We start from the raw sequence: 16,780 nt of genomic DNA on the forward strand, positions 1-16,780 counted from the left end.
CAAAAACCGGCGTGGCCCAATGCGAGGGACGCCGAGCAAGGGCCTGCGCCGGCCGCGCCGCCCGCCGCAGCGAGGGGGTCGTCCCCCTCCGAAGAGCGGGGAAAGGCGCGAAGCGCCTCAGGGGGTGCTTCCGCTAGTCCACCACGATCCCCTGCGTCACCGTGGCCCACATCGCACGCTCCTTGCCGCCACGCTCGGCCAGCTTCTGGGGCGATCCCGTCCACTCCTCGTAGCCCAGTTCCTTGAAGCGCTTGCGCAGCTCGGGCTGTGCCAGGGCGGCGTTGATGGACTTGTTGAGCCTGGCGACGAGTTCGGGCGACATGCCCTTGGGCCCGTAGACGCCATACCAGCCGCCCACGTCGAAGCCCTTGAGGCCTTCGATGCCGGACTCCGCGAAGGTGGGCACGTCGGGCAGCGAGGCATTGCGCTGCGGCGAGGTCACGGCCACGGCGCGCACCTTGCCGCTCTGGATGTAGGTGCTGGCGGTGCTGATGATGTCCAGCATCATGCTCAGCTGGCCGCCGATCACGTCGGTCATGGCCGGTGCGTTGCCCTTGTAGGGAATGTGGTTCATCTCGATGCCGCTGCGCCGCGCGAACAGCAGCGCGCCCAGGTGGTTGGAGCCGCCCACGCCGGCCGAGCCGTAGTTGAGCTTTTGCGGATGGGCCTTGGCATAGGCCACGAGCTCGGCCGTGGTCCTGTAGGGCTCGTTGTTGTTGACCACCAGCACGTTGTAGTAGCTGAGCACGGGCGCCACGGGCGTGAGGTCACGGGCCGGGTCGAAGGACATCTTGCTCATCACGTTGGGGCTGATGGTGATGGTGGGGCTGGCCGCGAACCACAGCGTCAGCCCATCGGGCTTGGCGCGCACGACCTCGCTGCCGGCCATGGTGGCATTGGCGCCGGGCTTGTTCTCCACCACCACCGAGGCGCCCAGTTCCTTGGTCAGCGCCACGCTGAGCAGGCGGGCGCCCTGGTCCACGGGGCCACCGGCCGAGTAGCCCACGATGAGGCGCACGGGCTGCGCGTCCTGCGCGGCGGCGGGGAGGGCGGTCAGGGTGCTCAGGGTGGCTAGGGCGGTCGCCAGGGACGCCAGAAGCGGGGCATGGGCCAGGGTGGCCAGGGCCTTGCGGCGGTGTTGGGCGGGCATGTGCTGTCTCCTGCAAAAGATGAATGAAGCGCTGCCATGGCCTGCACGGCGGCGCGCCCGGTCTGCGCCGGACATGCAGGCAATGGTGCGCACGCCGGCGCTTCTTGGGAATCTGCTTTTGCCTAAGCCGGGGTTTGCCGGCTGTTAGGACGTCCTAGGAAGACAGGTCCGCGCCAGCCTCCTCGGCGCCCGCCTGCCAGCTGGGTGCGGCGGTGACGATGGCCTCGCGCAGGAACTGCTGGAAGGCGCGGGCCGCCATGGTGGGCTGGCGGTCGGGCATGCGCACCAGGTACATGGCATTGCCCAGGCCGGAGAACACCACCTGGTCCAGCACGGCCACCAGGGTGCCGCCGGCCAGCGCGGCCGAGGTCACATAGTCGGGCAGCAGGGCCAGGCCCAGGCCGTCCAGCACGGCGTCGTACAGCAGGCGGTAGTCGCCCGATTGCAGCGAGGGCAGCACATCCAGGGCAGCGGCGACGCCATCGTCGCCGCTGCCGGCCAGCCAGGCCAGCCTGCCGCCCATGGCCAGCGGCAGGATGAGGCGGGCCTGCAGCAGGTCGGCGGGCGCGCGCAGGGGCCGGCCCAGCGACTGCTCCAGCGCCTGCAGGCAGGCGGGCGTGGCCACGAAGTTCCAGCGCACATCGCACAGCCGCGTGGCCACCAGATCGTCCAGCGGCGCGGAGGTGATCTGCACTGCCAGATCGACCTTGGAGGCCACGAGGTCGGCCATCTGGTCGTTGATCAGCAGGCGCAGGCGGATGTCGGGATGCTCGCGGCAAAAGCCCAGGATCAGCGGCTTGAGATAGAAATGCCCGAAGCCGGTGGGCACGCGCACGCCCACCTCGCCGCTCACGGTGGAGCGCAACTGGTGGATGGCATCGCGGGCGCGCTGCAGCTCCTCCATCATGGCCAGGCAGCGCCGGTACAGCAGCTGGCCGGCCTGGGTCAGTTCCACGTTGCGCGTGGTGCGGCGCAGCAGCTGCGTGCCCATCTCGGTCTCCAGCGCACGCAGCCGGCGCGAGACGTTGGAGCGCGTCATGCCGCCGCGCTCGGCCGCCCGCGTGAGGCTCTTGGCCTCGGCGATGTCGATGAAGACGCGGCACAGGTTCAGGTCCATCTCGGCATTCTTTGCAGGGCCGGGGCCGGCCATTGTTGATCGGGAGTCACCAGGCCTGGCCTGCTGGCGAGGATTGTGGCGCCTGCCCTGCCTCCCTAGCATGGAGGAAACCATGGCGAAAGGCCGCAGACCGTGAACCAAGAAGCTTTGCAAACCGCGCCGCCGGCGCCCCTGGCGCACTACCGTGTGCTCGATCTGAGCCAGGGCGTGGCCGGCCCCTACTGCACCCACCTGCTGTCACGCCAGGGCGCCGAGGTGATCAAGGTCGATCCGCCCGAAGGCGACTGGGCGCGCCACGTGGGCATCTCGCGCGATGGGCACAGCAGCCTGTCGGCCACCTACAACGCGGGCAAGCGCAGCATTGCCGTCGATGCGCGCCAGGCCCAGGGGCGCGCGCTGCTGCTGCGGCTGGCGCGCGAGGCCGACATCGTGGTGCAGAACTTCCGCCCCCAGGTCGTGCAGCGCATGGGCGTGGACTACGACAGCCTGCGCGCGGCCGGCCTGGACCCGGTGTACGTCTCCATCAGCGGCTACGGACCCACGGGGCCGTATGCCGACCGGCCCGCCACCGACTCCGTCATGCAGGCGGACACGGGACTGATGACCAGCAACCGCGACGCGCAGGGCCAGCCCCGGCGCGTGGGCCTGCTGCTGGCCGACATCGCAGCCGGCGTCTACGCTGCACAGGCCTGCACGGCGGCCCTGCTGGGCAAGGCGCGCAGCGGGCGCGGGCGCCATGTGGAGCTCAATCTGTTCGAGGTCTGCTGCGCCCTGCAATCCACGGTGCTGGCCGAAGACACGCTGCGCGGCGGCCAGCCCGCCGAAGGCGTGAGCGCCCCCAACGGCGTGTTCGCCACGGCCGATGGCTTCATCACCGTGCTGGCCCTGAACAACGACCAGTTCGAGCGGCTGTGCCGCGCGCTGGACCTGCCGCACTGGCTGCAGGACGCGCGCTTTGCCTCCAATGCGGGCCGCATGGCCCACCGCCATGTCCTGCATGCCGGGCTGCAGGCCTTGCTGGCGCAGCAGCCGCGCGCCCACTGGGAGCAGCGCCTGGCGGCGCAGGGCGCCCTGCATGCGGGCGTGCGCACGCTGGCCGACGTGGTGGCACACCCCCAGGCCGTGCACCGCGCATCGTTCGCCACGCTGGCGCAGCCCGGGTTCGGGCCGCTGCTGTATGCGGCATCACCCTGGTCGGCAGACGCAGCAGCCTCCGGTGCATCCCTTGGCGCAGCGCCGCGCACGGGCGAGCACACGCGCCAGATCCTGGCCGAGGCCGGCTGCACGCCGCAGGAGATGGAGCAATGGATGGCCAGCGGCGTGGTGCACCAGTGCGCGCAGGAGGTCATGGCATGAGCGCTTCCACGTCCACGTTCACACCCACAACCCTCGACACCTCCCCGGACACATCCCTGCAGGCCCTCGTCTGCCATCAATTCGGCGCGCCGCACGAGGTGGTCAGCCTGCAGACCATGGACCGGCCCGGCCAGCCCCTGGGCGCGTACCAGGTGCGGATTGCCGTGGCCTACGCCAACGTCAGCCACGCCACGGGCCTGCTGATCGAGGGCCGCTACCAGCGGCGCCCGCCGCTGCCCTTCGTGCCCGGCACCGAAGGCGTGGGGCGCGTGCTGGAATGCGGCAGCGCGGTGCAGCACCTGCAGCCCGGCGATGCCGTGGCCTTCATTGCCGACTGGGGTGCCTTTGCGCAGGAAACGGTGGTGCATGCGTCCACCGTCTACCGCCTGCCTGCGGGCATGCCCTGGCTGCAGGCCCTGCCCATTCCCCTGTCCTACGGCACGGCCTACACGGCCCTGCACTGGCGCGCGCGCCTGCAGGAAGGCGATGTGGTGCTGGTGCTGGGCGCCGGTTCGGGCGTGGGCGCCGCGGCGGTCGAGGTGGCCCGGCAGACGCCCGGCGTGCAGGTCCTCGCCTGCGCCAGCACCGAGGCCAAGCGCGCCGATGCGCTGCGCCGTGGCGCGCACCAGGCAGTCACCCCGCAGGACCTGGCCGCCCAGGTCAAGCAGGCCACGCAGGGCCGGGGCGCCTCCCTGGTCTTCGACCCCGTGGGGGGCGATCTCTTGCTGCAGGCACTGCGCGCGGCTGCGCAGAACGCGCAGCTGCTGAGCGTGGGCTTTGCCAGCGGCGCCATTCCCGCCGTGCCCATGAACCTGGCCCTGGTCAAGAACCTCACGCTGCACGGCTTCTTCTACGGCCGCTACATCGGCTGGACGCCGGCCGATGAGCGCCAGGCCTTCATGGCGCAGCTGCAGCCCGTCATTGCCACGCTGCTCGACTGGGCCGCCCGGGGGCGCATCCATCCCCAGGTCAGCCAGGTCTTCGCCATGCATGAACTGCCGGCTGCGCTGGATGCGCTGCACGGCCGCAACGTGACCGGCAAGCTCGCACTCGCCATTCAAGGAGACAAGGTATGACAACGCAACACACAGGCCCCGCGCTTTCCCGCCGCACCCTGCTGGGCGCCGCGGCGGCGCTGGCCGCATGGAGCACGGCAGGCGCGCAGCCATCCGCCGGGGCCCAGGCCTATCCCAAGGCGCCCATCCGCGTCGTCGTGCCCTATCCACCGGGCGGGCCTACCGACGTGGTCGGGCGCGTGGTCACCACGCGGCTGGGCGAGGCGCTGGGCCAGCCGCTGGTGGTGGACAACAAGGCCGGCGCCAGCGGCATGGTCGGCGCGGCCCTGGTGGCCAAGGCGCCGGCCGACGGCTACACGCTGCTGGTCAACGCCTCCATCCACGTCATCAATCCCTACGTCTATGCCAGCGCGCCCTATGACGCCTTCCGCGATTTCGAGCCGGTCACGCAGCTGGTCGATGTGCCCCTGGTGCTGGTCGTGGGCAGCAGCCTGCCGGTGCGCAATGTGCAGGAACTGGCCGCCTGGGCCAAGGCCCATCCGGGGCAGGTGAACTTCGGCTCGGCCGGCAATGCGTCGTCCCAGCACCTGTCGGGCGAGTTGTTCCGCCTGAAGACCGGCGCGCAGATGCAGCATGTGCCCTACAAGGGCAGCTCGCCGGCCCTGACCGACCTGATGGGCGGGCAGATCCAGCTCATGTTCGACTCCATGCCCTCGGCCATGCCCTTCATCGCCTCGGGCCGGCTGCGTGCGCTGGCCGTCACCTCGGAGCGGCGTTCGCCCTCCCTGCCCGATGTGCCCACCATGGAAGAGGCCGGCATGCCCGGCTTTCGCACCAGCACCTGGTACGGGCTGTGGGCACCGAAGAACACGCCCCAGGACGTGGTGCAGAAACTGTGGACCGAGTCCCGCCGCGTGCTTGCCGAACCCCAGATCGCCGCGCAATACCGCCGCCTGGGCGCCGAGCCCGTGGGCTCCACGCCCGCCGAGTTCGCGCGCTACATCCAGGCCGAGGCCCGCAAGTGGGAAGAGATCGTGAAGGCTTCGGGGGCGCGGGCGGATTGAGGAGGCTGCCGTCAGGCACCAGCCTTGATTCGGCTGGCTGCCTGCCTTCCCGGATCCGCGATAAAGAGGTCAAAGTCTTCATCCGGCACATCAATGTAGTGACCCGAGGCGACATCTGCCCAACCCCGCATAGCCGCTTGCCGTAGCGCTTCCAGCTTGGTCGCTTGGGTCTGAGCTTCATCGATTCGATGTTGTTGCTGGCTCAGATTCACTGGACGTGTCGACATGACTGGTTCCTCATACCCGCTCGAACACCGCCGCAATCCCCTGGCCGCCGCCTATGCACATGGTCTCCAGCCCATAGCGGCCCTTGCGGCGCTCCAGCTCGTGCAGCAGGGTGGCCAGGATGCGCACGCCGGTGGCGCCTATGGGGTGGCCCAGGGAGATGCCGGAGCCGTTGACGTTGAGTTTGTGGTCTATGGCGCCCTGGTCGTTCCACTCCCAGCCCTTGAGCACGGACAGCACCTGGCAGGCAAAGGCTTCGTTGAGTTCGACCAGGTCCATCTGGTCCAGCGTGAGGTTCAGGCGCGCCAGCAGCTTCTTGACGGCGGGCACGGGGCCTATGCCCATGTGCGAGGGCTCGCAGCCTGCGGCGGCCCAGCCCACCAGGGTGGCCATGGGGGTGAGGCCCAGTTCGGCCAGCCTGTCCTCGGCCACGATCAGGCATGCGGCGCTGGCGTCGTTCTGCTGGCTGGCGTTGCCGGCCGTGACCGTTCCATTGGGCATGAGCACGCGCAGCTTGCCCATGCTGTCGGTGGTGGCGTCGGCGCGAAAGCCTTCGTCGCGCGTGAACAGCACGGGGTCGCCCTTGCGCTGGGGCACCTTGACGGGGACGATCTCATCGGCGAAGCGGCCCGCCTCCCAGGCGGCGGCGGCGCGCTGGTGGCTGCGCACGGCATAGGCGTCGGCTGCCTCGCGGCTGATGCCCCAGTCGCGCGCCAGGTTCTCGGCGGTCTCGATCATTCCCGAGATCTTGCCGAAGCGTTCCACGGGCTGGGAGCGCTCGCGGCCGCGGTCCAGCCGGTCGTAGAAGCGCACATTGCCCGAGCGCGCGCCCCAGCGCATGTCGGTGCTGTAGTACTCGATGTTGCTCATGCTCTCCACGCCGCCCGCGATCACCACGTCGGCGGCGCCGCTTTGCACCATCATGGCCGCCGTGGCCACGGCCTGCAGGCCGCCGCCGCAGCGCCGGTCCAGCTGCATGCCCGGCACCGTCACCGGCAGTCCGGCCTGCAGCGCGGCCCAGCGGCCCACGCAAGGCGTCTCGCTGCTGGCATAGGACTGGGCGAAGACCACGTCGTCGATGCGTGCAGGGTCGATGCCGCTTTTCTCGACCACGGCGCGCACCGTGGTGGCGGCCAGTTCCTCGACCGATACCGGCCGCAGGCTGCCGCCGAAGGTGCCCACGGGCGTGCGAAGGGGGGTGACGATGGCGGCTCTGCGCATGGTGTTGTCTCCTTGGGAATCAGTGGATCAGTGGATCAGGAAAAGGCTGCGCCGCATTGGCGCAGCAGGGTATGTGCCTGTTGTTCCAGGTCGGCGCGGTGCTCCGGTGCCGCGATGTCGATCAGCCGTTTCACGCGGCGCGACAGCGTCTGGCCGCGCAGGTCGGCCACGCCGTGTTCGGTGACGATGAGTCCGGCATCGCTGCGCGGCGTGCTGACGGGGCCGGACAGCCGCGCGACGATGCGCGTGGCGCCCCTGGCCGTGGCGGGCAGGGCGATGATGGGCAGGCCGCCGCGGCTGCGCGCGGCGCCGCGCAGGAAGTCCACGGCGCCCCCCACGGCGCCCACGTAGACGCCACCCGCCACCTCGGAATTGATCTGGCCCGTGAGGTCCACCTCCACTGCCGAATTGATGGCGGCCAGCCGGTGGCTGGCGGCCAGCACCTCGGGGTCGTGCGTGTAGCGCGTCTCGCGCAGTTGCAGGGCAGGGTTGCGGTGGGCCCAGCGCCTGAGCGATTCGCCCCCCATGAGGATGCCGCCGATGCCCACGCCGCGGTCCTGGCTCTTGCGCGCGTGGGTCAGCACGCCGGCTTCGGCCAGGGCTGCAATGCCGTCGCCCACGGCGCCGCTGTGCAGGCCCAGGTCGCGGTGGCCGTGCAGGGCGGCGAGCACGGCCTCGGGCAGGTTGCCCACGCCCACCTGCAGCGTGGCACCGTCTTCGATGAGGGCGGCCACATGGCCGGCAATGGCCTGCTCGGCAGGGCCGGGCGCGCTGCGCGCCTGGTCCAGCGGAGGGTGTTCGGCATCGACCAGCAGGGCGAAGTCGCCGGCCTGCAGGTGCAGGCTGCCGTGCGTCCACGGAATGGCGGGGTTGACTTCGCCGATCAGCACGCGTGCCTTGCGTATGGCGGCCGGCAGGTATTCATGGACCAGGCCCAGGCTGTAGCGGCCTTGTGCATCGGGTGGCGAGACCTGGAGCAGCACCACGTCGGCAGGCAGCAGGCCCTCGTCGATCAGGCCGGGCAGGTGGGAGTAGTGGCTGGGCAGGATGTCCAGCACGCCGGCCTGGGCCAGCGCGCGGTGGGGGCCGCCGGCCGCGTAGCCGAAGAAGTCGATGGCGTCGGCATGCGCCGGTTGCAGCGTGTCCGATGTGCCCATGCCCACGAAGACGCGCAGCCGGCCCTGGCCCTGGCCACCGTGCCGCGCCAGTGCATGGCGGTGCGCGACCACGGCGCGCGTGAGCGTCAGCGGCTCGGCCGTGGCCTGGCCCCACCACAGCGTGTCGCCGGGGCGGATCAGGGCCTGCAGCCTTTCTTGCAGGGCGTCCGGCCACAGCACGCTCATGGCGCGCGGTCCCAGTCGAAGCGCGTGGGCTGCTTGTCCTTGAAGCGCTGCACCGCCTCCTGGTGGTAGTCCGAGCCACGGCACATCGTCTGGGCATAGGCTTCCAGCTCGGCCATGGCGCGTGCGTCCAGCTCGAAGGCCTGGTTCATGGCCGTCTTGGCCATGCCGATGGCGGCCGTGGATGCCTCGCCGAAGCGCCGGGCCAGCGCCACGGCGGCGGCCTGCAGGGCCTCGCCGTCTTCCACGATGTCGTAGACCATGCCCAGCGACCTGGCTTCCTCGGCCTGCACGGTGCGCGCGGTGAAGACCAGCTCCTTGGCCTTTTGCAGGCCCACGATGCGCGGCAGCATGTGCATGGCGCCCAGGTCGGGTACCAGGCCGATGCGGCCGAACACGGCGCAGAACTTCGCGCGCCGCGTGCACAGCACGAAGTCGGCGGCCAGCGCCAGGCTCAGGCCCGCGCCGAAGGCCGGGCCGTCCACGGCAGCGATCACGGGCTTTTCGAGGTTGACCAGCTCGGGAAACCACTGGTGCAGGCTGCGCATGCGCTGGCGCCAGGGCAGGCCGGCCTGGCTGGCATCCATCATCTGGCTGATGTCGCCGCCCGAGCAGAAGGCGCCGCCCGCGCCCGTGAGGATGACGGTGTGGACCTGCGCGTCATCGCGCATCTGCGCCACGGCGGCGGCCAGGGCCGGGCGCATGGCCTGGTTGAGCGCGTTGCGGGCCTCGGGCCGGTTCAGCGTGATCGTGCCTATGCCGTCCTGGACGGAGGTCAATACGGGGGAGGTTTCAGGTGATGTAGTCATGGTGCCGAGGTTGGATTCTTTGAGATCAAAAGCTGGAATGTCTTGCTTGCTCCTATGCGCACCTTTGACGAGGCGTCCAAATCGGCATGTCCCAAGCCAGGGACACCGAGCAAGGGCCGCCCCGCAGCGAGGGTGTCGTCCCCCTCCCGCGAAGCGAGAGAGGGGGAAGGCGCACAGCGACTCAGGGGGTGATCCATTCAAGCGAGTTCGGCGTAGCCGTGGCTCAGGACGATCTTGTCGCGCTCCAGCACGCGGGCGCGCAACTGCAGCTGGCAGGGCTGATCGGGCGTGCGCCAGATCTCGGTGACCAGGGTCTCCCCGGGATAGACGGGCGCGGTGAAGCGCACATCCAGCGCCTTCAGGCGCGCGGGATTGCGGTCGCCGCATTGGCGCAGCACGGCATGGGCCACCAGGCCGTAGCTGGCCAGGCCATGCAGGATGGGCCGCTCGAAGCCGGCCTTGCGCGCCACGGCCGGGTCGGCATGCAGCGGGTTGTAGTCGCCCATCAGGCGGTACAGCAGCGCGGCCTCGGGGCGTATGGCCTGGGCGTCGGTGAAGTCGGGCGCGCGGTCCTCCGGCGTGGGGCGCAGCGGCGCCAGGGGCGCGTCGCTGGGCTGGCCGCCGTCCAGCAGGCTGTAGCCGCCATCGCCGCGCAGAAAGCTGACCTGCTGCACGGTGGCCAGCAGCTCGCCCCCGGCGGTCTCCAGGCGCCGCTCGGTGACCATGATGGCGCCCTTGCCTTCGCCCTTGTCCGTCAGGTGCGTGATGCGGCTGTGGCCCACCACGTCGGCGCTGGCCGGCAGCGGGCGGTGCAGCCGCATGCGCTGCTCGCCATGCAGCAGCTTCACCCAGTCGATGCCCGTATCGGCCTCGCGCGCCCAGAAGCCCGGGTAGCCCAGCACCACGGCCTGCGAAGGCAGGGCGCGCAGCCCGCCGGGCGCCCCTTCGTAGAAAAAGGGCAGGGCGTCGGGGCACAGCGGGTCGCTGCCCAGGCCCAGGCTCAATGCATAGAGCATGGTGTCGCGCTCGCCATAGTGCTGGCGCACGGGCTCGAAGGGGCGCTGTTTCAGGTGCTGATAGCTGATGGCCATCACGGTTCCTCTCAGTGGTTGATCGCGCTGGCGCGCTTCAACCCTCGCAACTGGCGCGGCCCGACTCAAGGACACCGAGGAAGGGCCGCCCCGCACCGAGGGTGTCGTCCCCCTCCCGCAGGAGAGGGGGAAGGCGCGTAGCGCCTCAGGGGGTGTCGTTCAAACAGGATCCCAGCTGAAAACGTCGGCGGATCGGTCCAGCGGCACGAACGATGCCTTGAGCGCCGGCATGCCGTGCTCGGCAATGAACTGGGGCGACCAGCCCTCGCTGCGGTGCACCGAGCGCAGCGGGCGCGGCTGGCTCATGACGAAGATCTCGTTGTTGCGCACGGCGAAGACCTGGGCGTTCACGTCGCGGGCCGCGTCGGACAGCAGGTAGACGGCCAGCGGGGCGATCTTGTTGGGCGTCATCTGCTGGATCTTGGCCACGCGCGCCTGCTGCTCGGGCGTGTCGGTGGGGATGGAGCCGATCATGCGGCTCCAGGCGAACGGCGCGATGCAGTTGGAGCGCACGTTGAACTTCTGCATGTCCAGCGCGATGGACTTGGACAGGGCCGTCAGCCCCAGCTTGGCCGCGCTGTAGTTGGCCTGGCCCAGGTTGCCGATCAGGCCCGAGGTCGAGGTCATGTGCACGAAGGCGCCGCTTTCCTGCTCCTTGAAATGGTTGGCGGCCGCGCGGCTCATGTAGTAGCTGCCGTACAGGTGGACCTTGATGACGGCGTCCCACTCGTCCAGGCTCATCTTGTGGAAGAACCGGTCGCGCAGGATGCCGGCGTTGTTGACCACGCCGTCGATGCGGCCGAAGCTGTCCACGGCGCACTGCACGATGCGGCCCGCGCTGGCGGCCTCGGCCACGCTGTCGGTGTTGGCCACGGCCTGGCCGCCTGCGGCCTTGATCTCATCGACCACCTTCTGGGCCGGGCCGGCGTCCGTGCCCTCGCCCGTGGTGGAGGTGCCGATGTCGTTGACCACCACCTTGGCGCCCTCGGCCGCCATGGCCAGCGCCATGTCGCGCCCGATGCCGCCGCCGGCACCCGTCACCACCACTACCTTGTCCTGCATCATTTTCTGCGCCATGGCCTGTCGTCCCCGTTCAGTGTTCGTTGGAAAGAAGTCGGAACCAAGCATGCCGGCAAACGCCGGGCCGCGCCATTCGGCAATCGCAAGGGCGGACTTCGCGGGAATGAAAGCAGCGGCGGCCAGCCTGCGCCGGCCCAGCCTTCGGCGCGGCCAAAGGCTTGCTTAAGAAAACGCGGATTGCGGGCCGCCGCGCTTGCACCGACCATGGCGGCCATGACAGACAAGCAAGCTACCGACACCCTCGACGCCGCCGCGCTGGCGCACCTTCAGTCCTGGCAGGGCCGCAGCGAAACCCTGGCAGACAGCATCACGGCCGCGCCCGTGGCCGCGCTGTCGGCCACGCTGGACAGGGAAGACCCTGAGCCCGCCGACGGCACGGCGCTGCCGCCGCTGTGGCACTGGATGTACTTCCTGCCCCATGCACGCCAAAGCGAGATCGGCCCCGACGGCCATCCGCGCCGTGGCGGCTTTCTGCCGCCCGTGCCGCTGCCGCGCCGCATGTGGGCCGGCGGGCGCCTGCGCTGGGAGGCAGGCAACGCGCTGCAGGTGGGCCAGAAGGTGCAGCGCCGCTCCACCATCGGCTCGGTCAGCCACAAGAGCGGCCGCTCCGGCGAGCTGCTGTTCGTGCTGGTCGAGCATGCCTACAGCAACGACCAGGGCCTGGCGCTGACCGAGGAGCACGACATCGTCTACCGCGCCGCTGCCCAGCCCGGCGATCCCGCGCCCACGCCCCAGAAGCCGCCGCTGGACGGCCAGCAAACCTGGTCGCGCACCATCGTTCCCGACGACGTGCTGCTGTTCCGCTACTCGGCCCTGACCTTCAACGGCCACCGCATCCACTACGACCGCCGCTACGTCACGGGCGTGGAGGGCTATCCGGGCCTGATCGTGCACGGCCCGCTGATCGCCACGCTGCTGCTGGACCTGCTGCGCCGCGAGCTGCCCCAGGCGCAGGTGCTGTCCTTCGAGTTCAAGGCCGTGCGCCCCACCTTCGACCTGCATGCCTTCAGCGTGCACGGCAAGCCTTCTGCGGACGGCAAGACCGTCGAACTCTGGGCGCAAGACCACGAGGGCTGGCTGACCATGACCGGCACGGCAAGTGTCTCCCCCTGAGTCGCTTCGCGCCTTCCCCCTCTCTACCCGCTTCGCGGGGGAGGGGGACGACACCCTCGGTGCGGGGCGGCCCTTCCTCGGTGTCCCTTGCTTTGGGCGGCGCCGGCTTTGGCTCCCGCTGCGATAACTGAATTGGTATTCAACACATTCCGCGCTGTGAAGGCGCTGACCATAAAGCCTTGAGACCACCATGATCGAACACACGCTTTCCAACAATTTCCCCGAAATCCGCGACGCCATCCGTGCGCTGTGCGCCGAGTTCCCCGACGAGTATTTCCGCAAGATCGACGAGCAGCGCGCCTATCCCGAGACCTTCGTGGACGCGCTGACCAAGGCCGGCTGGCTGGCCGCGCTGATCCCGCAGGAGTACGGCGGCTCGGGCCTGGGCCTGACCGAGGCCAGCGTGATCATGGAAGAGATCAACCGCTGCGGCGGCAACTCGGGCGCCTGCCATGGCCAGATGTACAACATGGGCACGCTGCTGCGCCACGGCTCGCAGGCGCAAAAGGAGAAGTACCTGCCGCGCATCGCCTCGGGCGAATGGCGCCTGCAGTCCATGGGCGTGACCGAGCCCACCACGGGCACGGACACCACCAAGATCAAGACCAGCGCCGTCAAGAAGGATGGCCGCTACGTGGTCAACGGCCAGAAGGTCTGGATCAGCCGCGTGCAGCACAGCGACTGGATGATCCTGCTGGCGCGCACCACGCCGCTGGCCGAGGTGAAGAAAAAGAGCGAGGGCATGTCCATCTTCATGGTGGACCTGGCCGAGGCCCAGAAGAGCGGCCTGACCGTGCGCCCCATCCCCAACATGGTCAACCACGAGACCAACGAGCTGTTCTTCGAGAACCTGGAAATCCCCGAGGAGAACCTGATCGGCGAGGAAGGCAAGGGCTTCAAGTACATCCTGGACGGCCTCAACGCCGAGCGCACGCTGATTGCGGCCGAATGCATTGGCGACGGCTACTGGTTCCTGGACCGCGTGACCAACTACGTGCGCGACCGCAACGTGTTCGGCCGCCCCATCGGCCAGAACCAGGGCGTGCAGTTCCCCATTGCCGATGCCTTCATCGAGGTCGAGGCCGCCAACCTCATGCGCTGGAAGGCCTGCGAGATGTTCGACGCCAACCAGGCCATGGGCGCCCAGGCCAACATGGCCAAGTACCTGGCGGCCAAGGCCAGCTGGGAGGCGGCCAATGCCTGCATCCAGTTCCACGGCGGCTTCGGCTTTGCCTGCGAATACGACGTGGAGCGCAAGTTCCGCGAGACGCGCCTGTACCAGGTGGCGCCGATCTCCACGAACCTGATCTATTCCTACGTGGCCGAGCACATCCTCGGTCTCCCCCGCTCGTTCTGAAATGAAGTACCCCCTGAGTCGCTACGCGCCTTCCCCCAAAGGGGGACGACACCCTCGGAGCGGGGCGGCCCTTCCTCGGTGTCCCTGGCCTTGGGCCGTGCCAGTTGCACAGGCGGCGCCAAAGTGCAATGGATTTTCAATATGAAAAAGCAAAGTCTTCGGCCGCTTGACGGCACCACCGTCGTCTCGCTGGAACATGCGGTGGCCGCACCGTTTTGCACGCGCCAGCTGGCCGACCTGGGCGCGCGCGTGATCAAGGTCGAGCGGCCCGGCAGCGGCGACTTTGCGCGCGGCTATGACCAGCGCGTGCAGGGCCAGTCCTCGCACTTCACCTGGATCAACCGCAGCAAGCAGAGCCTGGCGCTGGACCTCAAGCAGGACGAGGCCATGCAGGCGCTGCTGCAGCTGCTGGAGGGTGCAGACGTGCTGGTGCAGAACCTGGCGCCCGGCGCGGCCGCGCGCATGGGCCTGTCCTATGCGGCTCTGCGCGAGCGCTTCCCGCGCCTCATCGTCTGCGACATCAGCGGCTACGGCGCCGACGGCCCCTACCGCGACAAGAAGGCCTACGACCTGCTGATCCAGAGCGAGGCGGGCTTTCTCTCGGTCACGGGCACGCCCGAGGTACCGTCCAAGGCCGGCATCTCGGTGGCCGACATCGCGGCCGGCATGTATGCGTACACCAACATCCTGTCGGCCCTGCTGCTGCGCGGGCGCACGGGCGAGGGCAGCCACATCGACGTGTCCATGCTGGAGGCGCTGGGCGAGTGGATGGGCTACCCCATGTACTACGCCTTCGACGGCGCGCCGCCGCCGCCGCGCACCGGCGCCTCGCACGCCAGCATCTATCCCTATGGGCCGTTCGAGGCCGGCAAGGACCTGGGTGACGGTGGCACGGTGATGCTGGGTCTGCAAAACGAACGCGAGTGGAAGCTCTTTTGCGAACAGGTGCTGCTGCAGCCCGCGCTGGCCGCGGATGCGCGCTTCGACAGCAATGCGCGCCGCAACGCCAACCGCGAGGAGCTGCGCGCGCTGATCCTGGGTGTGTTCAACGCGCTGGATGCCGCCCAGGTGGTGCAGCGGCTGGATGCGGCCGGCATTGCCAATGCGCGCGTCAACGACATGGCCGGACTCTGGAGCCACCCGCAGCTGGCCGCACGCCAGCGCTGGCGCAGCGTGGACACGCCGGCCGGGCCCGTGCAGGCCCTGCTGCCGCCCGGCGCCAACAGCGCCTTCGACTACCGCATGGAGGCCGTGCCCGCCGTGGGCGAGCACAGCGCCGCCATCCTGGCCGAGCTGGGCTGGAGCGCCGAGCGCATCGCCGCCCTGTGCCCGCCCCCGGGAAAAACCGCCCCCTGAAACCAGGGCGCATGCCCAAGAATGCGCCGGAGACCCAACCCATGAAAAACGACACCCAAGTGAGCATCCATCCGCTGGCCCAATTCGCTGCCTCGCTGCGCTGGGACGACGTTCCCGCCGCCGTGCAGCAGCGCGCCGAAGACCTCTGGGTGGACTGGTTCGGCTCCGTGCTCGCAGGCCAGGGCGCGCGTCCCGTGCAGAGCATCACGCGCTTTGCGCTGTCCCAGGGGCCGGCGCAGGGGCCTAGCGAGATCCTGGGCAGTGCCGACACCACCTCGCCCATGATGGCGGCCCTGGCCAATGCCGCGGCCTCGCATGTGGCCGAGCAGGACGATGTGCACAACGGCTCGGTCTTCCACCCCGCGGCCGTGGTCTTCCCGCCCGCGCTGGCCGTGGCGCAGAGCATCGGCGCCAGCGGCGCCGAACTCATGGCCGCCTGCGTGGCCGGCTACGAGGTCGGCATCCGCGTGGGCGAGTTCCTGGGCCGCAGCCACTACCGCATCTTCCACACCACGGCCACGGCCGGCACCCTGGCTGCCGCGGCCGCCGTGGGCCGGCTGCTGGGCCTCACGCCCGCGCAGATGCAGCATGCCTTCGGCTCGGCCGGCACGCAGTCGGCAGGGCTGTGGGAGTTCCTGCGCACGGGCGCCGACAGCAAGCAGCTGCACACGGCGCATGCGGCCGCTGCGGGCCTGATGTCGGCCTACCTGGCCCGGGACGGATTCACCGGTGCGCAGGACATCTTCACCGGGCCGCAGGGCCTGGCGGCAGGCATGTCCACGGACGCCGATCCCACGCGCCTCACGGACGGCATCGGCACGCGCTGGGCCACGGCCGAGACCTCGTTCAAATGGCATGCCTCCTGCCGCCACACGCACCCGGCCGCCGACGCGCTGCTGCAGGTCATGCAGGACCACGGCCTGGCCCCCGCCGACCTGGCGCAGGTCACCTGCCACGTGCACCAGGGCGCCATCGACGTGCTGGGCCCCGTGGTCGATCCCGGCACGGTGCACCAGAGCAAGTTCTCCATGGGTACGGTGCTGGCGCTGGCCGCGCGCCACGGCCATGCGGGCCTGGACGAGTTCGACAACGAATACCTGGCCGCCACCACCGTGGCCCTGCGCGAGAAGGTGGGCATGGTGCTGGACCCCGAGGTCGATGCTGCCTACCCGCAGCGCTGGATCGGCAAGGTCACCGTGCTCACCACCGATGGCCGCACGCTGCACGGCCGCGTGGAAGAGCCCAAGGGCGATCCGGGCAACACGCTGTCGCGCGAGGAGATCACGGCCAAGGCGCTGCGCCTGATCGCCTATGGCGGTGCCCTGCAGGACGACCCCGCACAGGCCGCTGTAGCGCGGCTGTGGCAGATCGCGCACTGGCCGCGCGTGCAGCGCCTGCTTGACTGAGTTCTTGACTGAGTTTTCGCGCCGGCCCCGGCCGGCGAATCCATGGGAAAGGCGCCACCACAGAGCGCCTCCCGCTTCC

At 69.7% G+C, this 16,780-nt stretch carries 15 protein-coding genes; 7 read left to right on the forward strand and 8 right to left on the reverse strand.

Going from position 1 to position 16,780, the window contains the following annotated elements; all coding sequences use genetic code 11:
• Window positions 1-133: 133 nt before the first annotated feature.
• Complete coding sequence (locus tag A9976_RS24615; RefSeq protein WP_183021180.1) at window positions 134-1,150, reverse strand: tripartite tricarboxylate transporter substrate binding protein; 1,017 nt, start codon at window positions 1,148-1,150, stop codon at window positions 134-136.
• Window positions 1,151-1,304: 154 nt separating this feature from the next.
• The gene (locus tag A9976_RS24620; RefSeq protein WP_082848247.1) at window positions 1,305-2,300 is read right to left on the reverse strand and encodes a LysR family transcriptional regulator; all 996 of its coding nucleotides are present in this window, start codon (window positions 2,298-2,300) and stop codon (window positions 1,305-1,307) included.
• A 99-nt stretch (window positions 2,301-2,399) separates the two neighbouring features.
• Here A9976_RS24620 and A9976_RS24625 point away from each other — a divergent pair, with 99 nt between their 5' ends.
• Genes A9976_RS24625 through A9976_RS24635 form a run of 3 tightly spaced genes read left to right on the forward strand, consistent with a single transcriptional unit; the run spans window position 2,400 to window position 5,703 of the window.
• Entirely contained in the window at window positions 2,400-3,623 is a 1,224-nt protein-coding gene (locus A9976_RS24625) for a CaiB/BaiF CoA-transferase family protein (protein WP_183021181.1), read from the forward strand.
• Window positions 3,620-4,699: an NADPH:quinone oxidoreductase family protein gene (locus A9976_RS24630; RefSeq protein ID WP_259649292.1), complete on the forward strand. Its 1,080-nt coding sequence runs from the start codon at window positions 3,620-3,622 to the stop codon at window positions 4,697-4,699. The genes A9976_RS24625 and A9976_RS24630 overlap by 4 nt, the downstream gene beginning before the upstream one ends.
• Window positions 4,696-5,703, forward strand: a complete 1,008-nt coding sequence (locus A9976_RS24635; protein WP_183021182.1) for a tripartite tricarboxylate transporter substrate binding protein — start codon at window positions 4,696-4,698, stop codon at window positions 5,701-5,703. Before A9976_RS24630 ends, A9976_RS24635 begins: the two co-directional genes overlap by 4 nt.
• An 11-nt stretch (window positions 5,704-5,714) precedes the next feature.
• Here the strand turns inward: A9976_RS24635 and A9976_RS24640 are convergent, their stop codons facing one another.
• From A9976_RS24640 to A9976_RS24665, 6 genes are all read right to left on the reverse strand, one after another.
• Entirely contained in the window at window positions 5,715-5,930 is a 216-nt protein-coding gene (locus A9976_RS24640) for a hypothetical protein (RefSeq protein ID WP_183021183.1), read from the reverse strand.
• Between the two features lie 10 nt (window positions 5,931-5,940).
• The gene (locus A9976_RS24645) at window positions 5,941-7,149 is read right to left on the reverse strand and encodes an acetyl-CoA C-acetyltransferase (protein ID WP_183021184.1); all 1,209 of its coding nucleotides are present in this window, start codon (window positions 7,147-7,149) and stop codon (window positions 5,941-5,943) included.
• 35 nt (window positions 7,150-7,184) lie between these two features.
• A complete protein-coding gene (locus A9976_RS24650; protein WP_183021185.1) occupies window positions 7,185-8,492 on the reverse strand; it encodes an acetyl-CoA hydrolase/transferase family protein in 1,308 nt (435 codons plus the stop codon).
• The gene (locus A9976_RS24655) at window positions 8,489-9,298 is read right to left on the reverse strand and encodes an enoyl-CoA hydratase/isomerase family protein (RefSeq protein ID WP_183021186.1); all 810 of its coding nucleotides are present in this window, start codon (window positions 9,296-9,298) and stop codon (window positions 8,489-8,491) included. Before A9976_RS24655 ends, A9976_RS24650 begins: the two co-directional genes overlap by 4 nt.
• Window positions 9,299-9,495: 197 nt before the next feature.
• A complete protein-coding gene (locus A9976_RS24660; RefSeq protein WP_183021187.1) occupies window positions 9,496-10,389 on the reverse strand; it encodes a MaoC family dehydratase in 894 nt (297 codons plus the stop codon).
• A 159-nt stretch (window positions 10,390-10,548) separates the two neighbouring features.
• Entirely contained in the window at window positions 10,549-11,466 is a 918-nt protein-coding gene (locus A9976_RS24665) for an SDR family NAD(P)-dependent oxidoreductase (RefSeq protein ID WP_016452187.1), read from the reverse strand.
• A gap of 207 nt (window positions 11,467-11,673) precedes the next feature.
• On the opposite strand from A9976_RS24665, the gene A9976_RS24670 reads away from it, so the two are divergent.
• The 4 genes from A9976_RS24670 to A9976_RS24685 all read left to right on the forward strand — a co-directional run bounded on the left by A9976_RS24670 (window position 11,674) and on the right by A9976_RS24685 (window position 16,701).
• Window positions 11,674-12,582 (forward strand): MaoC family dehydratase N-terminal domain-containing protein, encoded by a 909-nt coding sequence (locus A9976_RS24670; protein WP_183021188.1) that lies wholly within the window; start codon window positions 11,674-11,676, stop codon window positions 12,580-12,582.
• A 190-nt stretch (window positions 12,583-12,772) separates the two neighbouring features.
• Complete coding sequence (locus A9976_RS24675) at window positions 12,773-13,939, forward strand: acyl-CoA dehydrogenase family protein (RefSeq protein WP_012202137.1); 1,167 nt, start codon at window positions 12,773-12,775, stop codon at window positions 13,937-13,939.
• Between the two features lie 141 nt (window positions 13,940-14,080).
• A complete protein-coding gene (locus tag A9976_RS24680; protein WP_183021189.1) occupies window positions 14,081-15,295 on the forward strand; it encodes a CaiB/BaiF CoA-transferase family protein in 1,215 nt (404 codons plus the stop codon).
• Window positions 15,296-15,336: 41 nt separating this feature from the next.
• Entirely contained in the window at window positions 15,337-16,701 is a 1,365-nt protein-coding gene (locus A9976_RS24685) for an MmgE/PrpD family protein (RefSeq protein ID WP_012202139.1), read from the forward strand.
• Window positions 16,702-16,780: the final 79 nt, after the last annotated feature.

Origin of the sequence: Delftia sp. UME58 (genome assembly GCF_014170385.1) — a bacterium.
Taxonomy (GTDB): domain Bacteria; phylum Pseudomonadota; class Gammaproteobacteria; order Burkholderiales; family Burkholderiaceae_C; genus Comamonas; species Comamonas acidovorans.